This is a genomic window from Geminisphaera colitermitum TAV2 (genome assembly GCF_000171235.2).
Taxonomy (GTDB): domain Bacteria; phylum Verrucomicrobiota; class Verrucomicrobiia; order Opitutales; family Opitutaceae; genus Geminisphaera; species Geminisphaera colitermitum.
Genome location: NZ_ABEA03000151.1, coordinates 1 through 21,829 on the forward strand (window position 1 = coordinate 1; position 21,829 = coordinate 21,829).

Below are 21,829 nucleotides of genomic sequence, written 5' to 3' on the forward strand. Positions count from 1 at the left end.
CCCCTCCAACTACCAGGACCGCCTCACCGAAGCCATCTACGCCGAATCCAGCCGCATCGTCACCCGCTCCGTCGCGCGCAAAGGCGACTCCCGCCGCCTCGACCTGCAAACCAAACTCGACGCCCTCCTCACCGGTCCCTGGACCGGTTTCCCCATCATGGGCGTCGCCTTCGCCATCGTCCTCTGGCTCACCATCAGCGGAGCCAACGTCCCCAGCGCCCTCCTCAACGACCTCCTCCTCGGCAAGCTGTATCCCCTTCTCCACGACACCGCGCACGCGCACCTCTGGCCCTGGCTGGCCGGCCTGCTTGTGGACGGCATGTACCTCGCCACCGCCTGGGTTGTCAGCGTGATGCTCCCGCCCATGGCGATCTTTTTCCCCATCTTCACCATGCTGGAGGATTTTGGATACCTGCCCCGTGTCGCCTTCAACCTCGACCGCCTCTTTCACCGCGTCGGCGCGCACGGCAAACAATCGCTCACCATGGCCATGGGCTACGGTTGCAACGCCGCCGGCGTCATTGCCGCGCGCGTCATCGACTCTCCCCGCGAACGCCTGATTGCGATCATCACCAACAATTTTGCCATCTGCAACGGACGCTGGCCCACGCAAATCCTCATCGCCACCATCTTCCTTGGCGCCCTTGCCCCCGCCGGACTCGCCGGAGCCACAGCTACTGGCGCCGTGTTCCTCGTCGCCGTGCTTGGCTTCGCGCTCACGCTGCTCAGCTCATGGTTCCTCAGCCGCACCGTGTTGCGCGGCGAAGCCTCGACCTTCAGCCTGGAACTGCCGCCCTACCGCCCGCCCAATGTACTGCGCACCCTCTACACCTCGCTCATCGACCGCACGCTTTTCGTCCTAGGCCGCGCCATCGTTTTTGCGATGCCCGCCGGCGCCGTCATCTGGCTTGTGGCCAACGTCACCATTGGCGACCAAACCCTCGCTGCCTGGATCGCCAACGGACTCGACCCGCTCGCCGTGTTTTTCGGACTCAACGGCATCATACTTCTCGCCTACATTATTGCGATTCCCGCCAACGAAATCGTCATCCCCACGATCCTGATGTTGACCGTCCTCATCACCGGCCATGTTGCCCCCGGAGGCGAAGCCGGCGTGATGTTTGAGACCGACAACGACAGCGTTAAAACCCTCCTCACCCACGCCGGCTGGACGATCCTGACCGGCGTAAACCTCATGCTTTTCAGTCTCTGTCACAACCCGTGCAGCACCACGATTTACACGATCTACAAAGAGACACGTTCGATCAAATGGACAGCCCTCTCGACCGTAATGCCCCTTGTGATCGGCTTCACCCTCTGCGCCGCCGTTGCCTTCATCTGGCGCCTGTTCGCCGGGTGAAATTCTTGAAAAACAACAAAATCACCACGGCTTGTGCTGCTCGACGGTGCCGTTGTCGGAATCGTCGATCTTGTAACCGCGCAGCGAAGCGAACAGACGCCGGATGTCGCGAATGCCGCCCCAAGTGAACCACAAGCCTGTCACCACAGTTATGATACACGGCAGGCCAATCGCCGTTACGTGCCAGAAACCGAGCCAGCCCTCGTTCGACCACGGTTTGATCCCCGCCCAATGCAGCCAACCCCACTGGCCAATCAAGTTCCAAGTCGTGCCGCAGAGCATCACGCCGAACCACAAAAACGCCCAGCAAAACAAACTCCCCGTGATCCACTTGTCGCCCGTCGTGAAACGCTCATCGATACCAACAATCCGCGCCAACGACCACGGACGCTTCGCCACGATTGGACGCCCATTGGCGTCGAGCGGTAATTCGTCACGATGCAGCATCTTGTTGAGCGGGTAATCCCGGCGGCAGGTGAGAAGCGAAACGACCACGTAAAGCGTGATAGCAACCAGCGTGGAAAAAAACGAAATCTGCATTCCGTTGACCGTAAAATTGCTCACCGGAATACCCACCGCTTGCAACGCGCGCGACAGAAAGGCGTCGCCAAACAGCTTGTAAATCAAGATGCCCCCGCCCGACAAAATCGCACCGGTCACCATTGCCGACCACGCCCCTGCTGACGTGCCGCGCTTCCAGTAAAGCCCGCCGATAATCGCCGCGCCCGCTCCGCCGACATAAACCGCTGTCGTCACCTGCCACCACATGATGATATATTCCGTCTGACGGAAAAACGCTCCGAACAAAAACGCGAAAACCGCCACCCCGATAATGCACCCCCGCAACAAACGAATGTGCCCCACCGGTGCAGGCGTGCGCTTCAGACGCGGCAAGATCACATCCTGCGCCAGAATGCCACCCCACGAATGCAAGTGCGTCGAATCACCGCCGAAAATCCCCAGCAACAACACCGCGCAAAGCGCGCCCTTTACGCCAACCGGAAGCATGTGGGACAATGCTACCGGAATCGTCATTTGTTTTTGGATCTGCGCCTGCCCGATCCCCGCAATCGACTCGCGCGCGCCCTCGGAAGCAGAACTGAAATCAGGATGCCCCAAGTAAGTCAGCGCCGCCAGCGCCAGCAACACCACCACGGCACTCTTCCCCTGCTCGCGCCAACGCCCAAGCAGACCACCCATGCGCGCCTCGTGCGGCGTCGCTCCCGCCGTGTTGTAGGCGCTGGAATTTTGCCACGCCATCGTGCCGTACGTGCCGACAAACACGCCCATCAACACAAACCACAAATTGAAATCCTGCACCGCCCACGCATCGAACGGATTGACCATCGAATGATTCGCAGGACGCGTGCCGATGAAGGCCGACATCTCGCTCCAGTCCACCATGCACAGCACGCCCACGATGATGACGATGTACATCAACTGCGAAAAAATCCCCTCGATGCAGTCCGTCACCATCAACGTGATCAAACCGCCTGAAATCGTGAGCGTCAGGCTGACGGCAAGAAATATCCCCATCAACGGAATGTAAGTAGGAAATGAATACGACAAAACCGTCATCTCCGGCGGCAGTTGCAGAAAATACACCATGAACCGTGCGCCAATCGCCGGGATGATGCCGAAGTTGATCACACCCGCCACAAACCCGAGCACACCGGCGAACAGGCGGAAATTACGACTGTAACGCATCTCGAAAAACTGTGCCAACGTCATGGCCTTCGTTTCCCGGAACCGGTAGATAACGAACCCGAAAATCGCCACGACGATGGCCACCGGCCCCGTGATCCAACCCCACCAAGTCGGAATGAACCCGGACTGTCCGAACACCTCCCACGACGCCACAAACACGACCGCGCCCGCTGACATTTCGCCCTTCGCCACGGCCAGCAGATAACGCCCGCCAACACGTCCTCCGGATACGAAGTGGGCCACACTTTTCATGTAGCGATGCGTGATGATGCCGATGGTCAGGATGATGACCAAGGGCACGGTGATGACTAGCCAGTCGAGGGTGTGCATAAAACGAATAAAAAAAAGAGAGACTAAAAACGCAGGAGGCAGGAGGCAGGAGGCGGGAGGCGAATGGCGGGAGGGGGGGGGGGGGGGGAGGCCGAACCCAATACGAAACTAATGAGCCATCGCCAATTCAGGCATGGCCCCTGACTCCTGATCTGCGTGTGGATTTGAAAATTCCTGATCTGGATAAAAACACATCCGGCGGCGACCTGTTGCGCGAACGGCTCGGATGCGGACATCATTCCCCCGCGTATCATCCGCCTTGATACTCGCCATCTGGTCGGCGGAAAAACTTACCTTGCCATCACGCGCCGGAACAACCGTCAGAAGCAATTCGACATCAGCGCTGCCGTTCCGGTTTTGGCTTTGGGCAAAAAACCGACGCAAGCCGAGTTCCCATGTCTGGCCGTTGCCGAAATTATCGTGAACCAGACGCCCATTCAAATAGGCGCTGCCGACATCGCCGATGTAATCGATGCCCAACACGATCTCGTCAAAAACCTCAAACTCCCCGGCACGCACCCGAACCAATGCCCGCTGCGCCGAAAGACTCTCCACCTCAAAACGCGGCTCACGCAATCCTGTCTCGACCACATGCCGCTCAAAGATCCCGCAAGACCCGCGTCCTTCGTTTTCGGATACAATCTCCGATTGCTCATGCAGCGGAGGAAAAACATGCAAGGAAACCATTTTCTGATCCGTATCCGAATTATCGCTACCTCCTCCAGTTTCTGGCAACAATTCCAGACGATCGTTGGCAAACACCACATTGCACGAACTGACGACCACCCGTTCCATTCCATCGAAACGTCCCTGCCAGAAACGCAAGGCCGTGACATCGTCCAGCACAACCATGACGGCCTCGTGTCCCGAAGCAGCGGTGATGCGCAGCACCGAATCCAGACCCGCCTCCAGATCGACGAGTAAATGATCCCCCTCCTCGTGCATCCGGCTCTCGTCGTTGTCGAAATCCACGGAGCGCACACTGCGACGCTCAAACGCAAGACGTGCCGCCACACCCTTTGGCGCGTAAAAGAAATAATATCCGACGCCTCTCCATGTGAGTTTTGTCAACGGCTGCACCGTCGCGTATGCCAGTCTCGCCTCTCCCACTGCCATCCCGAAGGGAAGGATCATGCACACATCACGCTTCAATCGCAGCGCCAGATTCAGCGCATCACGCGCCGTTTCCCGTTGCCTGCCTCCATCATCCAAGGCCAGCGAGATTTGCACGCACTCGTGATCCGGCATCGAACAATGATCCTGGTAGTTGTTTAAAAAAACAAAACCACGCCAGCCGTCCCCCCCAACGCGCTCGTCACGACACGCGCGCACCGCGCAACGCACACGACTGACATCAGACGGCGAGGTTACCGGTCCACCCTCCGGCGACACTGCCCGCATCGGGGCAAGTTCCCCTCCCCATGTATTCAAAAATAAAAACAAACGACGCAACCGGTGATACGATTCGCGCACTTGCCCAAACTCTCCGACCGGTGCCTGGAAGTCGTACGAAAAACGCGGGCAGCGATGTTCATTCAAAAAACCTCCCGCCACTCCTCCCGCCCCGCCTCCCGCCATTCCTTCCGGATTTGTGCCGCCGTGATAGACATAAAACCCCGGCAGATTGGCCCCGGACCCAAGAGCGACCACCAACATGCTGTCCACGCTTTCAGGAGGCACCACGGGACGATTCTTGTAAAACACCTGAACCCCGCTTCCCAATTCGCAGCACGCATACGGAACGCGCGACGCGTCAAACTTCGTTCCCCAACCCCGCGCTCCCACGTCCGCCGACAACAGATCGCGGAACACATAATTGTCCGACGGCTGCTGCGGAATCGACGCGTCAATCCACGGATGAAACGCGTAGCCGCCGAACACCGGAATAAATTCCTCCTCCGACACCGGCGACAAGCCCCAGCCAGTGGCCGTGAGGATCGGCGCAACCAATCCCGCCTGACGCGCCAACTCGCTCAACTTGCGCAAATGCTCGACGCCGCCGCTCCCGCGAGGCGTGAACTCCACCGCCTCGACATGCGTGGTTTCCCACGGCGCGGCGCTGTCCATAAACTCGTTCTCCAACTGGATTGCGACGACCGGCCCGCCATCGCCAAACATGAACCCGGACGCCTGTCGTCCGATCTCACCAAACAGCCGCTCCACCAGCGCCAGATAACGCGGATCATTGCTCCGCGCCTCGAACGGCTGCGCGTAAAGCCAGTCGGGCAACCCGCCATTGCGCGCCTCGCCATGCGCGAACGGACCGATGCGCAACGCCACCTCCAGGCCATGCTTTTTGCACAAGCCGATGAACGCGCGCAAATCCCGCTGTCCTGACCAATTGAATACGCCTCGTTTTTCCTCGTGATGATTCCAAAAAATGTAAGTCGCCAGAATCCGGATACCACCCGCCTTGATCTTCAAAATCTCCAATTCCCATTCTTCACGCGGGTAACGCGAATAGTGAAACTCTCCCATCACCGGCAAACACGGCCTGCCATTCCGCATGATGTGCAAGGCATTCACCTCCACGCAGTCGCCGTTTTTCGGATTCTCACCGCGAAATGCGGGAATCGGGCGCAACTCGTCAGCAGACGGGAAAACATCATTTGTAATTTTGAAATGAATACTCATCGGATGTGGTTTTATCGTGACTGCCCTGACAGGTCGCGCTGGCGCAGCCGTTCAAGTTCCTCTCGTGAAAGCGCGCCCACTCCGCCGCTGCGCGCGCCAAACAGACGCAGATTGTCCAGATAGGTTCCCATTGGAATCGGTGCCGCGGAGTCCATCGTATTGGCGGCATGAATACTTCCGATGCGCCCGAGCGTAAAATCTCGCGTCCAGTGTGAGGCACGTTTGCTGCGCCCGACGAGGCGGACCGGACTGGTTTCCGACCCGACGTAAAACTCCACCAGCCGGGCATCGTTGGCGGCGTCAAAAACCAGCGCGAAAAAAATCCATTCGCCCATGCGACTGAACGCGTCGTCCCAAGCCGAATAACTGACGCCCTCGCCCGTGTGCAAATTCGTCCCCCCGGGACCCACCACCGAAACCAGTGCCATCAGCCACTGATTGGGCGACTTGCTCTGTTTCGAGCCAAAATGAAGTTGAAAACCGTTACCTTCCACGGGCACGAGTTGGAAAATCGTACCACGGGTTCTCTGGTTGAAGTTGAGTTTATACCAACCGCACAGCGTGAACGACACCAAGCCATCGAGCCTTGCGCCGGAACTCGGGTTCGGGCTCGACATAAAAACGTCGCGGTCGCCGGTGCGTCCGATTGCTCTCCCCCCCCCCCCCCCCCCCTCCGCGCCTGCGCCGGGGAGACTCCGGCTCAACGCGGAGCCGATGGACAAATGCCGGGCCAGCGGCCCGCTGTCGCGTGCCACGACATCGTTGTCACTGGCTTCGTCAAAAGTGTATTCAAGGATCAAATACTTATCGGATTTGTCGGCGGGTGCAGCCGCGAGGACTGCGGGCATCAGTGACAAAAAAAACAACAGCAACGCATTCGTCCGCGGTAGTCTGACGTGGCGCGGCCTGACGTAGCGCAGGCATCTTGCCTGCCATCCAATCTGTTGCGCGAAGCGCCGCTTCTTGAAAAACAGTCCAAGCGAAAAAGGGGAAGACACCGTGCTTCGCACAACAGACAAGATGGCAGGCAAGATGCCTGCGCTACGCCGGAATGCAGATACCTCAGGCTTGCTCATTGGGTTGCCGAAAAAGTTGAGACTGGTGTCGGACGGGATGTTTTCGGTAGGAGACCGTTCATGCTCACTGGCAATCACGCGCGCGGTTACTTGCCTCATCAGAAATTCGAAGGCGCGATTTATTTTGTGACCTTTCGTCTGGCGAATTCCTTGCCCGCGGAAGTGATCGGACGCTTGCGCGAACAACGGCGCTTGCTGCTCGCCCGGATCAATGCCGATCCAGAAAAAGCGCGTCATGCAGGGGACGGACAACAAGCGCTTTGGACGTGGTATGCGGCTGAGGTTGATACAATCCTGGACCGGTGTCTGGGCGATGCCTGGCTGCGGCAGTCGGATATCGCTGATTTGGTTTCCGGCGCATTGCGATTTTTTGAGCGCCAACGGTATCTGCTGCACGCGTGGTGTGTGATGCCCAATCATGTACATGCCGTGATCGAACCGTTGGGAGATCATACGCTCGCCGCGATTTTGCATTCGTGGAAATCGTGGTCGGGCAAAAGGGCCAATGAGTTGCTGGGACGCGAGGGACAACGGTTCTGGCAACGCGAATCTTTCGACCACTGGGTGAGGGATGCCGATGAGTTCGATCGGCTGGTTCGTTATACGTTGGAAAATCCTGTGGCGGCTGGTTTGTGCAAGGTGGCTGGCGAGTGGCGTTGGTCGGGAGCTGCCGTGGATGGCGGTCCCTAGAACGCGAACGCGTCTGTTTTCCGACGTAGCGCAGGCATCTTGCCTGCAATCCAAACCGTTGCGCGAAGCGCCGCTTCCCAAATCCCGAACAGACCGGAAAGACACCGCGCTTCGCGCAATCGACAAGATGGCAGGCAAGATGCCTGCGCTACGTCGGAATGCAGACAGCAGCAACAGGACGCTTGTGCTACAAACGGAATTCGTCGTTGGGAGGTTCGTTGTTTTGGACGGATTCATCGTTCTACCAATAGTGGAACATGTAGGGATCAAAGGGCTTGAAGAGGGGACGGTAGTAATTCACGTCCGCCGCTCCCGCGGGATTGCCGTTGCTGACGGTTGCGGCGTTTCCGAGGTCCATCATGTCGGCCCAGAAACCGAAACCCTTTGCCCCGGCCACAATTTTCAAGGTCAGAATATTTTCCCCGGACTGAAGCGGGACATCGACCAAAAATCCGGCGGGTTTCGGGCTGGCGTGCACTTTGTTGACCTCAAGTTGAAGGCGTCCGTTGACCCAGAGTTTCATCCAGTAATCGACGCCAAGGCGCATGCGCACCATGCGATTTTTGTCTGAATTGAGTTTGTGAATGGCGTAGGCAACCGAGCCGTCCGCCGTCTGCAATTCCTGTCCCAAATCGACAAATCCGCGATCGTCGGCCTGCACGGCTTTTCGCCAGTGAAGAGAAGCTGCGCTGTTGCCCGTGCTGTATCCAGTGTTTGGATTATCGTTGCCTGAAACGGCGTCTTCCTCGCCTGAGAAAACGGTGTCGAGCAGTGTGACGGCAGAAGTGCCGGAATCGCGTTTCCACGGACCGAGCACTTGCCAGTTGACGATGGCGCGGTGTGCCTGCGCTTGTCCCATCCGGCACACGCGGCTGGCGAGTTCTGCGGACGGCGACGCTCCGAGATTGGTGAGCACTTGGGCAAGCAGGCGATGCAGGCGTGACACGCTCAGTTGCACCGCTTCACGTTTCGCCGGGTCACTGGGATAACGACCGGCGAGGTGGCGTGGATCTACTTGCAAAAATATTTCTCTTCCCGAAGCGGCTCCGATTCGGCGTTCGAGCATCAGGCCACCGGCGAGCAAACTGGCTTCGGCGGGAAGGCGTGTTTGCGTCAGCACCTGAACGTCGAGCGCATCGCGCCAGCGCAACAAATCGGCACCGATCCCGCGCATGAGCGGTTCGGCGACAGGCGACGCGGCGGCGGGAATTGCGGGAGAGGGGGGGGGGGAGGGAGACACGAACGAGGTTGCGTGATTCGGAGGCGCAGCCAGCAGCGGCGAGCGATGCCGGTGTCTGCGGGAGACGCAACACGGTGCCTCCATTTTGAATGAAAATCTGGATACGCGCCCGTGTGTCCGCCGTTTCGGTGGATGCGTCGCGGTCCAGCACCAGCAATGTTTTTGCCGCGTCGCCGGTGTTTTCCGGCAGTGGGTCGCTGGTAAATCCGACGTGCGCAGCGCGCAGCAGCGCAGCGCCTTCGGGCGAGCCGTGGTAATAAACTTTGCGCGTCGGAGCCAGTGGAGTTGCCAGCGATTGCAGCAGGTTGGAGGCAAGCCGGGTGGCGGCGGGATCGCTTCCAATGCGTCCGGTAAAATCAATCGAGGAGAAATACACCGCGCCCTTGCCGTGCCGCCATTCAAGGAGCGGCGTGTAAGCGAGATCGAATTCGGTTTTCAGGATGGGAGTGAATCCGGCGACTTCGGGAATCTTGATGGCGACGGAGGCCACGGCGTGGCGATTGGTCCAGCGCGGAGCGCGGGGCGTGTCGTAAGTGCGCACCTGTCGTCCCTCGGGCAGCAGGTCGGGGGAACCGCGCCAGTTGATGAGATCGACTTCGCGCAAGCCGCGCAGCACGGGACTGGCTTGGCCGGAGTCGGCAGCAAAAGTGTAGCGAGGCAGCGTCTCCACGGTTTCGAAGCCGAGCATTTCCCAGACGGCAGGCTGTTGTTCGAGGATGAGAACCTTGAGTCCGCGTTCGATGTCGGCGGCTGTCCACGGCAGAGTGTCGCCGGGCTTCAGCGCCTCGCGTCCGATGATGAGCACGTCGGGACGGGACGGAGCGCTTGGGTTCCACGTTGCGGGATTCAGGCCGAGCGAGCGAAGCCAGGCGGCGCTGCGTCCGGCGGGATCAAACAGGGCGAAGCGTGTGTTGTTTGTATCCAGTTTCTCATTTTTTGCGAAGGTCTGGATCGTAAAGGAATCGCGGGCGATTTCTTGTCCGTTTTCACGGACGCGCATGGTGAGCAAGGCGTCAGCAGAGAGGGTGGCAGGGGGGGGGGGGGGGGGGGCGCTCAGGTCGAGCGGGATGAAGGAGATGTCGCCGGGCGCGAGTGTGATTTCACGGGTTCCGTTGGCCGGCGACTCGTTGCTGCCGGATCGGTTGAAGGTCCAGTCCACAGTCACCGTTTTGGGTTCGGAGCCGTCCCATACGAGAGCGATTTGTTTGCGGAATTTTTCTCCGGCGTAATACGCGTGCGTCTTGTCGGTGTGAACCTCGCCGCCCGCAATCCAGGCGAGGAAGGTTTTGTTGGACTTTGCGTGAATGTCGAAATTGGGGTTGGCCCACTCTGGTTTTGTTTCCACGCGCGCGGGCAGATTTCTGTAACGGTAGGTGTATTCTCTGGGGCCGGGTTTCAGTCCGGGCGGGTTGCCGTAGCCCACGCTCAAGAGCCAGTGTTTCCAGCCGCCGTTGACTCCCCATGTGCGCCAGGCGCGGTTGGTCGCGTTGACAAACAAGTCCTGAAATTCCCAATACATGGGATAGTTGGCGGCGTTGACCTGGCTCCACGCGGTCAGTTTTTTCCAGTCGATGGCGCTCGTTCGCGTGAGGTCGCGAAGGCCTGCTTCCGTTTCGTTCGTGTAGGCGCGTTCGCCGAGGTAGATCGAGGCGAATTCGGTGAGCAGGAATTGGCGGCCTTTCCAAAAGTTGGCTTCAAAGGGTTGTCCGAATTCGACGGCGGCGTAGGGCATGTTGCCTTCGCGGGCCCAGCCCATCGGCCATTCTTCGCGTTCCTGCAGGGGAACGAAATTGAGATAGACGTTGGCGCTGGAAATGTCGGCGAGGCTGCCGTCGGCATGGGAAAAGGCGAGGCGGGTGGGGTCGTGGCGTTTGGTGATTTCGGAGGCGATTTCGATCACGCGGGCGCGTCCGAATGGGTTGGGTGTTTCGCGGCGTCCGAGCGTGCCGGCGTGGATGTTGTCACGCGGGTTGTAGCTGTTCATGCCCACCGACCAGGCGAGGACGGAGGGGTGGTTGCGGTATTTGCGGAGATGGCGTTTCATCTCCGCGGTGTAGGCGTTCTGCAGGGGGATGTTGTCGATGAAGGTGGTGCCGAGGTAGGAGATCGAGGGGACGGGCGCGGTGAGGGCAAAGCCGAGTCGGTCGGCTTCCGCGATCAGTGCTTCGTCGAGCAGCGGGATGTCGTTCCACTCCCGCCACCAGAGTTTGGGGTGTGGTTGCAGGGAGCCGCTGTTGTAGCCGATCAGTCGGTAAAGGGAGAGGGCGTTGGCGTCGGCGCCAAAGAGGTCCGTCAGTCGCAGGCGGATGGGGTGGCCGTTGAGCATGAGCAGGCGGCCTTCCGTCCATACTTCGCGGAAGCCAAAGGTGGTGCCTTCGTTGGTATCCAGAATGGTGTTACCGTTGGAGAGTCTGGCGGTGATGGTGTAGAGGTGCGGTTTTTCGAGTTCCCAGAGAATGGGATCGGCCCAGGGGGTTTTTAGTGTGTGCGTGCTGCGTCCGGCTGGGAGGGCGGACAGGGGGAGGGGGGGGAGAGAGAGAACGCGGGGTCCGTTTTTTTCGTGTATCGAAGCTTCAATGACGGCGTTGCGGAGGGGGGCGGTGGCATCGATTTCGATTTCGAGGGTGAGCGTTTTTTGTCTCCACGAGGGGATGGCGAAAATATCGACGATGGCATTGGGGGAACGGGCACTCAGGGTGACGGGGCCGGTGATGCCGAGGGGCCAGCGTTCGGGGGGGAGTTTTTCGCGTCCGGTGCGGGCGGTGTGGCGCAAGAGGTCTTGTTCAAAGGTGCGGGAGGTTCCGGTGTAGTCGCGGGTGTTGAAGATGGTCAGCGTGTTTTCGCGTCCGAATGTCAGGGCGGCGGTCAGTTCAAGTTCGCCGCCGGGTGCGGGCATTTCGGCGATGCGTTTTCCGTTGAGGAAGACGATGGCGTCGCCGTCCACGCGGGCGAGGTTCAGGATGACGCGTTGGTTTTTCCACGCGGCGGGCGGCGTGAAGGTCGTTTCGTGCCAGAGGGAGTTTATTTTGGCGCGGTCGGTGTTTTTCCAGGGGGCGTTGCCGGGCTGCGCGATGGGTTGGTTGGTGTTCCAGCCTGCGCTGAGTTCGATCATGCGCGAGCGTCCCCATGCGGTGGGGTCAGGCGGGGTGTTGGGGGTGGTCGCGGGTTGTATCCGCCAGTCGGTGTTGAGTTCGAGTGTCGGGTTGCCCGCGACGGCGGCGGTCGTGATTTGCGCCAAGAGTGTGATGAGGGCACAAAGCGGGGTCCAGACGCGGATGCGGCTGTTTTTCAAAAACGAGAGAGAAATCATTTCGTGGGGTTGTAATCGAGGTCGAGTTTGCCGGCGTGCCAGTCGAAGAAGATGGCGTTGCGCCAGTTGCCATGCACGGGTTCGGGGGGGAGTTCAGAAACCCAACTGGGGGTGCCCCCGTTACGGGTGGATTTTTGGTCGGTCTCGGCGAATGCCCACGTTTTGCTGAGGGAGACGAGGGATGAGAGTTGGGCGTGGCTTATCGGCTCGACGCCGGGGGTGCCACTTTTACCAAAGGGAGCAAGGTTTTTGCCGTCGGCACTCTGATTGACGATGAGGGATGTCTTGGAACTCGGGTCCACTCGCTTTTTCCAGGCAGGGCAGGTGAGCACATCGGCATATCGGGCAGTGCCGGTGGGGACAGGTAGGGAGAGGTAGGAGTGGAGGAGGGACCCCAAATCTTGCGGCCATGAATTGGTTTTCCAGTTCCAGTCGCTGTATCTGGGTCCGTAAGCGAGCATGGTCTGTTTGGGGAGGCGGTCTTTGTTGTCGCTCACAAACATGGCAAGGGCTACGCCGGTTTGCCGGAGGTTGGAAAGACAGCGGGCGTTGTCGGCGGCACCGCGGGCTTTGCCCACAACGGGGATGATGATGGCGGAGAGGATTCCGATAATGGCAATGACCACGAGCAACTCCACCAGCGTGAAGGCGCGTAGCTTTTGGGTGTTGCTCGTGTGCATAGGGGGGGGGGGGGGAGGGGTTTAAGTTGGCTGGTGGTGGCGTGGTTTCAAATCAGGCGCGGCGACGGCGAAAAATGAATGCGACGCTAATGACTGCAAGGGCTGCGACTAGCGCGGAGGTGGAAACTTCAGGGATGTTGGATGTCCCGATTTGCAGGATGCCGGAACCAGCGAACACCGCCAGTTTGTTCTGTGCATCGGAGGCCAAGGAACCATAGGTACCACTGGTGATCCAAGTGGCACCGCCATCCAGCGAGAGACGTCCGATGATGTCAGTGCCGACAAAGGACAGATCGACCGCGCCTGCGGCCAGACCAGCATTCAGTATAAGATCGGCGTTGTCGTTTATGTAATTGTTGGTGGCGCCGCCAGAGAGTTTGAGTGAAACGCCGGGATCAATCAGGTGCACCTTGCCGGTTCCGAGAGCGCCATCCGCCAGAACCTCGAGGCGCCCGTTGCCGCCGCTATTGAATACGATGTCGGTGCCGCCGGAGTAGGTGTTGTTGGCAGAGGTCAGTTGCACGATGCCATTCCTGATATTGAGATAACCTGTTCCCTGAATCAGGGAGGAGATTTCAATGGTGCGATTGCTGGTGGGATTGATGATGCCGTAGCTGGTCACCGTGATTTTGCCGGCAAGCCGGGCAGTGCCATTGTTCCAGTTTTGAATCTGTCCACTGTTACCGCCAATGCGAAGGTCGGAGATGGTTACGAGTCCTGCGGCGGGCCGGATTACCAAAGTGCTGCTGGCCCCCAGTGTCAGACTGTTGCCCGCAAAGGTATGACCGGCACTGGCATTGGCCGGAAACTGGATGGCGTGGCCAATGGTGTAGTCGTTGTCGGAGGAGGGAACGGCGTTGTTTGACCACACAGTCGGGTCCGTGTAGTCTCCACCTTTTGTAGAGGTGATCGATGCTGCGTGGGCCGGACTCGCGAAGGTCGCGGCGAGGAGACCAGTAAGAACGGCAAGAGCGGCTGTGAGGCTGCGAGGATGATTTTTCAGGCGGGTAGTGTGCATTGGAATGGAAGGGTTGATGGCGCTTTTGAAAAATCGATCACGCAATTTTGTCAAGCATCGGTTTTTCATGTTCGGCAAATTGTCTTTCTTAAAGCGAAAGCTTGTGCAAAAAGACCGGTGTGAAGAAAATGTCTGCCAAGTCTGCCAACGGGAAATACCCGCCTGCCACTCTGTTTGAGGGAGGCGCCGGGCGCATGACGATGAAGGATATCGCTAAGATCGCGGGCGTCACCCTGTCCACGGTCTCGTCAGCGCTGCATGGGACGGGACGCGTCAGCGAGACGCAGCGCGAGCGTATCCGTCAACTCGCTACCGAATACGGTTACCAGCCGCGCGCGGCGGCGCAGTTGTTGCGCGGAAAATCCACCGGGCAAATCGGCCTGCTCCTTCCAGGCGAGGAACCGTCAAAGGTGTTGCGTGGTGGCTACGCGAGCATCGCGCTGGGGCATCTCATCAAACAATGCGAACAGCGAAAGCTGGGGTATCACATCGAATTTTACGCCAACCCGATGGCGGGACAACCGCACCCGCCGCGTCAACTGGCGGGCGGACTGGTGGATGGTGTCATTCTTTGTGGATACGTGGATGGCGGGCTGCGCGAATGGCTGGCGCGGCAGTCGCAGTATCCGTGGGTGAGTTTTGAGGAGCCTGCCGACTACTGCGTGCTCTCGGCCACGGACGATGGCGTGTTCAATGGAGTGCAACATCTCTCGGCGCTCGGGCACCGGCGGATTGCGCTCATCGCGGGGCCGCAAATCTACACGTTGCACCGGTTGGGGCAGGAGGGATTCAGGCGGGCGGTGTCGGCATTCGGCATTGAGTGTCGCAAAGAGTGGACCTGCGTTTTTTCGGACGAAGACAGGGCGGGTAAACAACATGAGATTTTGCCGTGGTTGCGCGGTTTGCTGGCGACCAAACTTGAGCGGCGTCCAACCGCGATTGTCACGCTCGACATTGATGTGGGTTGCACCGTGGCTTACGAAGCTGCGCGGGCCGGACTGGATGTGCCGCGCGACTTGAGCGTGCTGGCCGTGGGCAGCGACCACGATGCGGAGTCGATGTTGCCGTGTCTCAGCACCGTGGAGATGGACGCGGAAACGATGGCTGGACAGGCGCTGGACCTGCTTGGGTGGCGTTTGCGCGATGCCTTGAGCGAGCCGCAAACGCGGCGGTTGCAGCCGCGTTTGATTCTGCGCGAAACAACAGCGAGCCCGGTTGGACGGGATTAACCGTAGTCGGCCAGACATGGTGGCAGCGGCAACCGGCACCGCACCTTCCATGTTTACCCCGTATTTTTCAACCCGCCGGAGATGCCGTTGATCGTCAGCTCCACGACACCGCGGACGGCGTCTTCGTCGGCTTTGGACAAACCTCCGGCACGCAGGCGGCGGAGCATGTCAACTTGCAAGTAGTTGAGCGGGTCGATGTAGGGATTGCGCAACTCGACCGATTTCAACAGCACCGGCTCGCCCGCCAGCAGACGGCGGCGTCCCGTGATCGCAAGGATCGCACGCTCGGCACGCGCAAATTCGCCGGTCAACGCACTCAGGATTCGCTCGCGTATCCTGGAATCCGTTACAAGCGAGGCGTAGAGGCGCGCGATGCCCATGTCGGCCTTGCGCATGGTGAGTTCGGCGTTGTCGATCAGGGTTTGGAAAAACGGCCACTCCGCGTGCATCGTGCGCAGGAGTTTCTTGCCCGCAGCCCCGCGTTTCAATACGGCCTCCAGCGCAGAGCCGAGCCCATACCAGCCGGGAAAATTGAAACGGCTCTGCATCCACGAAAATACCCAGGGAATAGCGCGCAGGTCGGCCACACTCTGCGTCGCACGCCGGTAGGTGGGACGCGAACCGAGTTTCAGGTTGCTGATCTCGTCGATCGGCGTGGCTTGTTTCCAAAATTGCAGGAACTCGGGATCGTCGTGGACGAGCGCCTTGTAGGCGGCAAATCCGGCGGCGCTCATCGTCTCCATCGCCTCGGTCCAGGCGGCGGGCGGAGCCTGCACGTGGCGCGCGGCGTGGGCGCCGAGGATCACGCCGTATGTCATTTGTTCCAGAATACGGTGGGCGAGATCGCGGTCGTGGTAGCGCGTGGAGAGCACCTCGCCCTGCTCGGTGATGCGAATGCCGCCGTCGGCCAGTCCCGCCGGCTGCGCGAGGATGGCGCGCGCAGCCGGTCCGCCGCCGCGCGCGATACTGCCGCCGCGTCCGTGAAAAAGCATGACACGCACGCCATGACGGCGGCAGGCGACGACGATGGTTTCCTGCGCCCGGTAAAGCGCCCAGTTGGCAGTGAGGTAGCCGCAGTCCTTGTTGGAGTCGGAGTAGCCAAGCATCACATGCTGGCGCCCGTCGCGCGCAACAGGCAGGCCGGGAAAAGCGGGATGAGAAAAAAGTTGTGAAAGCACATCGGGCGCGCGGGTGAGGTCGTCGAGCGTCTCAAACAGCGGCGCGATCGGCATGGCCGCGCCCGCCAGCCGCATGAGAAGGGCGACTTCGAGCACGTCGGAAACGTCGTCCGTCATGCTGATGATGTAGATGCCCAGCGCATCGGGTCCGAACTTCGCGGCGGCGAGCCCGGCGAGGACGAGCGGATCGATGACGTTGCGCGTTGCGGCGGAGAGAGCCGCGCGCTGCTCCGCGTCGAGCGGAGACGTTGCGCGGTCAAGCGCGCGGGCCAGCGCATCGCGGCGCGCCTGTTCGCCGAGCTTCATGTAGTCGTCGATCTGATACAGTTGCCGCAACAACTCCGCCACGGCCGCTTCGTGGTGCGACGAGTGCTGGCGGATGTCGAGGCTTGCGGTGTGCAGGCCGAAAACCTCCAGCGCGTGCGCCGTGTCCTTGAATTCGCCCTCGGCAAGCAGCGCGCCGCGCCCAGCCAGCAGGCTGCGGCGGATGGCGGCGAACACTTCGCGCAATGTATCCGCGTGCAGGCAGGTTTCATCCACCACGGGGCCTCCGAGCAGGGTGGAGCCGTCGCGGTTTTCCTCCGACGCCCGGGCAAGGCGCGCGCAGAGACTGGCGAACAACAGGCGGTAGGGCTCGTGTGGATACCGGTCGGCCAGTTCCTCGACGTGCGCCGAGATGTGGCGGTTTTCGCGCAGCAGGCGGCGCAGTTCGGGCGTCACGTTGTCGCGCCGGTCTGAAATGGTCAGCGCGCGCGAAAGCTCGCGGGTGGCGGCAGCCAGTTTTTCGACTGCGAGCCGGCGGTGCAGCACGAGAATGCCCGCCGTCACGGATGCCGTCACGTTAGGGTTGCCGTCGCGGTCGCCGCCAATCCACGAGCCAAACGTCAACCAGCGCGACGGCGCGCGCACGCCTGGGTAATGCAGGCGCAGCGCCCGCTCCATGTCGGCCTGCAGGCGCGGCAGCACGTCGAAGAGCGCAGTGCTGAAATACCAGAGTCCGGTGCGAGCCTCGTCGTTGACGCCCGGGCGCGCCACCCGGCTGCGGTCGGTGAGCCAGAGCGAGGCGATCTCGCGCTCGATCTCCGCCTCCGCCGGAACAGCCGCTCCCGCCACTCCACCAGCCACTCCACCAGTCGTATCACGCTGACGCAGGATGAACGCGAGGCGTTGAAGTTTGGTCAGCAACGTGCGGCGCTTCGACTCGGTCGGATGCGCGGTGAAAACGAGTTCGATGCCCACGCGATCGAGCAGTTCCTGCAATTCATCCGGCCCCACACCGCGCGCCTTCAGTTCAGCAAGCGCGGCGTCCAGCGATTCGCGCACCGGCGGTCCGCCGGGCGCGGCCAGCCGCGCGGCACTGCGACGGCGAAGCAGTTGCACGCGAAAATTTTCCTCCGCCAGGTTGACCAGTTCAAAATACAGCGTGAACGCCATCGCCTGGTTAAACGCCTCGGCGGGCATGAGCGAGGCAACCGTTTCGCTCAACCGGGCATCCGCGTTCGCCGCGCTGGCCGGATTCCCCGCACCCGTGCGACGCGCCTTGGCCAGCGTGCGCAGTTTTTCGACCGTCGCCAGCGTCGTCTCCCCCTCCACGGCCCGGATGACCCGTCCCAGTGAGGTGCTTAAAAAATGAATCTCCCCGCGAAGCCGTTTGAGTTCACCGATGGCCGATGAACCGGCTCCTTTGGCGACGCGAGCCGAAACCGGGGAGGCGGATGCGGCTTTGATGATGGATCGGACGGTTTGTGTAGTGGCGGAAGAGATACGGCGGGCCATGTGTCGTGTTGGTGCTGGCGCGAAATAAAACCCGGCACCATGCCACCAACGCTCCCGCCTCGCCAATCGGAAAGATAATTAGTTCTGATCTACTCAATCAGAATCACTAAATAACAAATAATAATCTTAACCATCAACTAATTACGACATATTTTTCTAAGCCAGCCACATCTTCAACGTCGCTGCATCCCGCAAAAACGCCGCTGGTTCGTCACCCGGCACGAACTCCAGCAACGCAAACCGATCCCGTCCGCCCGGCGCAGGCGCCTTCTTCAGCTCGGCCAGAAACGCCCCCCAACGCTCCGCGCCTTCCGCCAGCGGATGGCGGTCGGACGACGTCGGCCACCAGTGAAACACATGCAGATTGCCCACGCGCGGCAACACCGCCTTCAAGCCCCGCAGCGCCTCCGCCGTTGCCTCGCCGTTGTGCGGCTGCCAATAGGTGAGCAACGCCGGATGCTCCGCCTCCCGCAACAGCCGCACGGCCGACTCGTTGGTGTCCGTCAGCGATCCCCCGTGAAACTCCGTCGCCACCGTCACGCCCTTGGCCGCCGCCATCTCTGCGATGCGCAGCAAATCCGCGACCACCCGCGCCCGCTCCGGATCCGAAACCGACTCCGATCCCTTCGCCCCCGGCCACACGCGAATCGTCGGCGCGCCCAATTCGATCGCCGTCTCCAGCACGCTGCTGAAGAGCAACCCGTCATTCTCGCTCTGACCGACGCGATAATAGCTGCCGTAAGCCGCCACGCGCCGGCCCGCCTGCTCCGTGAGTTCGCGCACCTCGCGCGCTCTCGCCAGGTCGCCCGCCGGCACATGCACGTCGCCCCCCCACTCGATGCCCGTCAACCCCGCCTGACGCACCAGCGCCACAATATCGGTGGGAGACAACTTGCGAAACGTGACTGAAACCAAACCCGGAAAAATCATCCCGCCATCGAAAGCACCCTCGCCCCCCTCCGACAACACCCAACCTGCCCTCCGCGAAAAAACCTCAAGGGATTCCCCGCTTCCCCGCGTATGACCTGACCTATGAAAACGCTCTCGCTCTTCACCCTCGTTGCCATGCTTGCGGTCGCTCCCGCCGCCCACGCCGCCCACGCCGCCACAGACGCCTCCGAAGATCACTCCTGCCACACCCCCCCGGCCCAAAACGCCTCCAAAAAAACCAATGCCGACGACTACCCGCTCACCACCTGCGTCATCTCCGGCGAACCGCTCGGCCAGATGGGAAAACCCTTCGTTTATACTCACAAACAGGACGGCAAACCCGACCAGACGGTGAAATTCTGCTGCAAGATGTGCGTCGGCAGCTTCAAGAAAAACCCCGCTCCCGCCCTCGCCAAGATTACCGCCGCCCGCGAAGCCAAAGCGAAGACCGAAGCCGCTAAATAAGCCCTGCCCAACGCGCACCGCTCCCCCCCCCCCTCCTCACTGCTCGCCATCATGCGAACCCACCGCAGCCACCTCCATCCGGCAACCACCCGCCCCGCGCTCACCACGCTCACCGCGCTTGCCCTCGCCCTTGCCCTCACGCTCACGCTGCCGCTCTCCGCTGGTTCGGACTTCGACGTTGAGCGTTCGACGTTGGATGTTGGACGTTCGGGGCAAAGCCCCGTCACCCTCACGCTCCAGGCGGTATTCAGCCAACTCCTCGCCCGCCACCCTGCCCTCGCCGCCGCCCGCGCCGCCGCCGAAGCCAGCCGCGCGCGTATCGACACCGAAGGCTCTTGGATGGACCCGCGCCTGCGCATCGAATTCATGCGCGACAACACCAACCGCCTCACCACCTACGACGACCTGGAATTCGGCATCACCCAGGAAATCCCTCTCAGCGGACGCCCCCGCCTCCGTGCCCGCGCCGCCGCCGCCGAGGCCACCGTGGCCGACGCCCAGGCCACCCGCCGCGAATGGCTCCTCCTCAACCAAGCCCGCACCGCCTTCACCCGCCTCGCCGCCACCGACGAACGCCTTGTCACTAATAAACAACTACAAACTCTCCTCGCCCAGACCCGCGCTCTCCTCCGCCTCTCCTACGAAACCAGCCTCCGCCCCCAGTCCGACCTCCTCGCTCTCGACACCGACCTTGCCCGCCTCGCCGCCGAACGCACCGACCTCCTCTCCGCCCGCGCCCAGGACGCCGCGCAGCTCAACGCCCTCCTCCTCAACCCGGCCGCTACCCGCATCGCCCCCGCAACCCTCCCCCCCCCCTCCCCGCCCGCGCTCGACCTCGCCGCCGCCGTGTCACGAGCCCGCGAATACAGCCCCGACATCGCCATCGCCCTGCGCGAGACCACTGCCGCCGGTGCCCGCCTCGCCATCGCCCGCAAAAACAAGTCCATCGATCCCGAACTCATGATCGCCGCCCGCCACATGAACGCCTCCAGCGAAGCCATCTACTCCTACGACACCGGCATCGCCTTCAGCCTTCCCTGGTTCAACGGACGCCGCAACCGCGCTGAAATCCGGGCCGCCGAGAGCCAGCTTGCCGCCGCCCGCTCCGAAGTCGCCGCCACGGAAGCCGAAGTCGCCGGCATGGCGGCCTCCGCCCACGCCCGCGTCACGGCGACCCACGAACAAGTCCGCCGTTACGAAGCCGAATTGATTCCGCTCGCCGCGGCCACCACCGCCGCCGCCCGCCGTGATTACGAAACCGGACGCGCCTCCCTGCCCGCCGTCCTCGACGCCGAGCGCATGACCCTCGACACGCGCATGAAGCTGGCCGACATCCGCGCCGAACACGCCCTCGCCGCCGCCGAACTCGCCTTCCTCACCGGAGCCGATTTGAGCGAAACAAACAACAAATAGCGGGTATCTCGCCCCTACTCGCTACCCGCTACTCACCACTCGCTACTTTTTCCCATGCTCCGCACCACGCTCACGATTCTCGTCACCGCCGCCCTTGCCGCCGCCGCCGGCTGGTTCGTCGCCAGCCAACGTTACCAACACGCGCACCATGCCCCCCCCCCCGACGCGCCCTCCGGCAACGCCACGCGCAAAATCCGCTTCTACCAGTCGCCGATGCACCCCTGGATCACCTCCGACAAACCCGGCAAATGCACCATCTGCGGCATGACCCTTGCCCCCGTTTATGAAGGCGAACAAGGCATCGCAACCGGATCGGGATCAGATCAAAATTTCGTCACCCTGGCCGCCTCCTCCACCGCCGTCATTGGAGTGCAAACCAGTGAAGTCACTCGCGGCCCACTCACCCGCACCCTCCGTCTCACCGGCACCATCGAAGCCGACGAATCCCGCCAGAAGACAATCGCCGCCTACACTGACGCCCGCATCGAAAGTATCCAAATCCCCACGACAGGCGTTACTGTCACCGCCGGCCAGCCCCTGGCCACCCTCTACAGTCCCGAACTCCTCACCGCCCGCCAGGAATACCACGCCCTCGCCACCACCACGCCCGACTCGCCCCTCGTCGCCATTGCCCGCGAAAAACTCCGCCGCCTCGGCCTCCTTGACACACAGATCGACGCCCTCGCCAAATCCGCCACCGTCACCCGCGACACCGAAATCCTCGCCCCCCTCTCCGGCACCGTCATTGCCCGCTCCCCCTCCGCTTATGCCGGCGGCTACGTCAAAGCCGGCG

General features: G+C 61.3%; 15 protein-coding genes. 6 read left to right on the forward strand and 9 right to left on the reverse strand.

What is annotated here, in order from left to right:
* On the forward strand, window positions 1–1,360 hold a 1,360-nt coding region (locus OBACDRAFT_RS16905; RefSeq protein ID WP_043587679.1), incomplete at its 5' end, for a nucleoside recognition domain-containing protein.
* A 21-nt stretch (window positions 1,361–1,381) separates the two neighbouring features.
* On the opposite strand, the gene OBACDRAFT_RS16910 is transcribed toward OBACDRAFT_RS16905, so the two are convergent.
* The 3 genes from OBACDRAFT_RS16910 to OBACDRAFT_RS16930 all read right to left on the reverse strand — a co-directional run bounded on the left by OBACDRAFT_RS16910 (window position 1,382) and on the right by OBACDRAFT_RS16930 (window position 6,879).
* Window positions 1,382–3,397: a sodium:solute symporter family protein gene (locus tag OBACDRAFT_RS16910; RefSeq protein WP_043587681.1), complete on the reverse strand. Its 2,016-nt coding sequence runs from the start codon at window positions 3,395–3,397 to the stop codon at window positions 1,382–1,384.
* 108 nt (window positions 3,398–3,505) lie between these two features.
* A complete protein-coding gene (locus OBACDRAFT_RS26840) occupies window positions 3,506–6,031 on the reverse strand; it encodes a beta-galactosidase (protein WP_081722143.1) in 2,526 nt (841 codons plus the stop codon).
* An 11-nt stretch (window positions 6,032–6,042) separates the two neighbouring features.
* Window positions 6,043–6,879, reverse strand: a complete 837-nt coding sequence (locus OBACDRAFT_RS16930; RefSeq protein WP_157837148.1) for a hypothetical protein — start codon at window positions 6,877–6,879, stop codon at window positions 6,043–6,045.
* Window positions 6,880–7,167: 288 nt separating this feature from the next.
* On the opposite strand from OBACDRAFT_RS16930, the gene OBACDRAFT_RS26845 reads away from it, so the two are divergent.
* Window positions 7,168–7,797: a transposase gene (locus tag OBACDRAFT_RS26845; RefSeq protein ID WP_081722145.1), complete on the forward strand. Its 630-nt coding sequence runs from the start codon at window positions 7,168–7,170 to the stop codon at window positions 7,795–7,797.
* 241 nt (window positions 7,798–8,038) lie between these two features.
* Here OBACDRAFT_RS26845 and OBACDRAFT_RS28980 read toward each other — a convergent pair whose 3' ends face one another.
* From OBACDRAFT_RS28980 to OBACDRAFT_RS16950, 4 genes are read right to left on the reverse strand one after another with little or no spacing between them, the layout of a single operon-like run.
* On the reverse strand, window positions 8,039–8,743 hold the full coding sequence (locus tag OBACDRAFT_RS28980) for a hypothetical protein (RefSeq protein WP_043587691.1): 705 nt from the start codon (window positions 8,741–8,743) through the stop codon (window positions 8,039–8,041).
* Window positions 8,744–8,774: 31 nt separating this feature from the next.
* Window positions 8,775–12,347 (reverse strand): glycoside hydrolase family 2 TIM barrel-domain containing protein, encoded by a 3,573-nt coding sequence (locus tag OBACDRAFT_RS16940; RefSeq protein ID WP_043587693.1) that lies wholly within the window; start codon window positions 12,345–12,347, stop codon window positions 8,775–8,777.
* Window positions 12,344–13,027 (reverse strand): type II secretion system protein, encoded by a 684-nt coding sequence (locus OBACDRAFT_RS25665; RefSeq protein ID WP_052362173.1) that lies wholly within the window; start codon window positions 13,025–13,027, stop codon window positions 12,344–12,346. Before OBACDRAFT_RS25665 ends, OBACDRAFT_RS16940 begins: the two co-directional genes overlap by 4 nt.
* Window positions 13,028–13,079: 52 nt before the next feature.
* Window positions 13,080–14,045, reverse strand: a complete 966-nt coding sequence (locus OBACDRAFT_RS16950; RefSeq protein WP_157837149.1) for a hypothetical protein — start codon at window positions 14,043–14,045, stop codon at window positions 13,080–13,082.
* A gap of 128 nt (window positions 14,046–14,173) precedes the next feature.
* Between OBACDRAFT_RS16950 and OBACDRAFT_RS16955 the strand changes: the two genes are divergently transcribed.
* The gene (locus tag OBACDRAFT_RS16955; protein WP_157837150.1) at window positions 14,174–15,274 is read left to right on the forward strand and encodes a LacI family DNA-binding transcriptional regulator; all 1,101 of its coding nucleotides are present in this window, start codon (window positions 14,174–14,176) and stop codon (window positions 15,272–15,274) included.
* A gap of 53 nt (window positions 15,275–15,327) precedes the next feature.
* On the opposite strand, the gene ppc is transcribed toward OBACDRAFT_RS16955, so the two are convergent.
* Complete coding sequence (ppc, locus tag OBACDRAFT_RS16960; RefSeq protein ID WP_052362174.1) at window positions 15,328–18,228, reverse strand: phosphoenolpyruvate carboxylase; 2,901 nt, start codon at window positions 18,226–18,228, stop codon at window positions 15,328–15,330.
* A gap of 156 nt (window positions 18,229–18,384) precedes the next feature.
* On the reverse strand, window positions 18,385–19,158 hold the full coding sequence (locus OBACDRAFT_RS16965) for a sugar phosphate isomerase/epimerase family protein (protein ID WP_043587709.1): 774 nt from the start codon (window positions 19,156–19,158) through the stop codon (window positions 18,385–18,387).
* A gap of 102 nt (window positions 19,159–19,260) precedes the next feature.
* Between OBACDRAFT_RS16965 and OBACDRAFT_RS16970 the strand changes: the two genes are divergently transcribed.
* The 3 genes from OBACDRAFT_RS16970 to OBACDRAFT_RS16980 form a co-directional block, all read left to right on the forward strand.
* The gene (locus OBACDRAFT_RS16970) at window positions 19,261–19,623 is read left to right on the forward strand and encodes a hypothetical protein (protein ID WP_043587701.1); all 363 of its coding nucleotides are present in this window, start codon (window positions 19,261–19,263) and stop codon (window positions 19,621–19,623) included.
* Window positions 19,624–19,674: 51 nt separating this feature from the next.
* Window positions 19,675–21,036 (forward strand): TolC family protein, encoded by a 1,362-nt coding sequence (locus OBACDRAFT_RS16975; RefSeq protein ID WP_081722146.1) that lies wholly within the window; start codon window positions 19,675–19,677, stop codon window positions 21,034–21,036.
* Window positions 21,037–21,090: 54 nt separating this feature from the next.
* Window positions 21,091–21,829, forward strand: a 739-nt coding sequence (locus OBACDRAFT_RS16980) for a heavy metal-binding domain-containing protein (protein ID WP_043587703.1), incomplete at its 3' end; no start/stop codon positions are given.

Bases quoted from the DNA above. Each gene is read 5' to 3' on its own strand.
- OBACDRAFT_RS26845 (WP_081722145.1), top strand. From the start codon at position 7,168: ATGCTCACTGGCAATCACGCGCGCGGTTACTTGCCTCATCAGAAATTC.
- OBACDRAFT_RS16910 (WP_043587681.1), bottom strand. From the start codon at position 3,397: ATGCACACCCTCGACTGGCTAGTCATCACCGTGCCCTTGGTCATCATC.
- OBACDRAFT_RS16955 (WP_157837150.1), top strand. From the start codon at position 14,174: ATGTCTGCCAAGTCTGCCAACGGGAAATACCCGCCTGCCACTCTGTTT.
- OBACDRAFT_RS16975 (WP_081722146.1), top strand. From the start codon at position 19,675: ATGCGAACCCACCGCAGCCACCTCCATCCGGCAACCACCCGCCCCGCG.
- ppc (WP_052362174.1), bottom strand. From the start codon at position 18,228: ATGGCCCGCCGTATCTCTTCCGCCACTACACAAACCGTCCGATCCATC.
- OBACDRAFT_RS16970 (WP_043587701.1), top strand. From the start codon at position 19,261: ATGAAAACGCTCTCGCTCTTCACCCTCGTTGCCATGCTTGCGGTCGCT.
- OBACDRAFT_RS16940 (WP_043587693.1), bottom strand. From the start codon at position 12,347: ATGATTTCTCTCTCGTTTTTGAAAAACAGCCGCATCCGCGTCTGGACC.
- OBACDRAFT_RS16965 (WP_043587709.1), bottom strand. From the start codon at position 19,158: ATGATTTTTCCGGGTTTGGTTTCAGTCACGTTTCGCAAGTTGTCTCCC.
- OBACDRAFT_RS16950 (WP_157837149.1), bottom strand. From the start codon at position 14,045: ATGCACACTACCCGCCTGAAAAATCATCCTCGCAGCCTCACAGCCGCT.
- OBACDRAFT_RS16930 (WP_157837148.1), bottom strand. From the start codon at position 6,879: ATGCCCGCAGTCCTCGCGGCTGCACCCGCCGACAAATCCGATAAGTAT.
- OBACDRAFT_RS26840 (WP_081722143.1), bottom strand. From the start codon at position 6,031: ATGAGTATTCATTTCAAAATTACAAATGATGTTTTCCCGTCTGCTGAC.
- OBACDRAFT_RS25665 (WP_052362173.1), bottom strand. From the start codon at position 13,027: ATGCACACGAGCAACACCCAAAAGCTACGCGCCTTCACGCTGGTGGAG.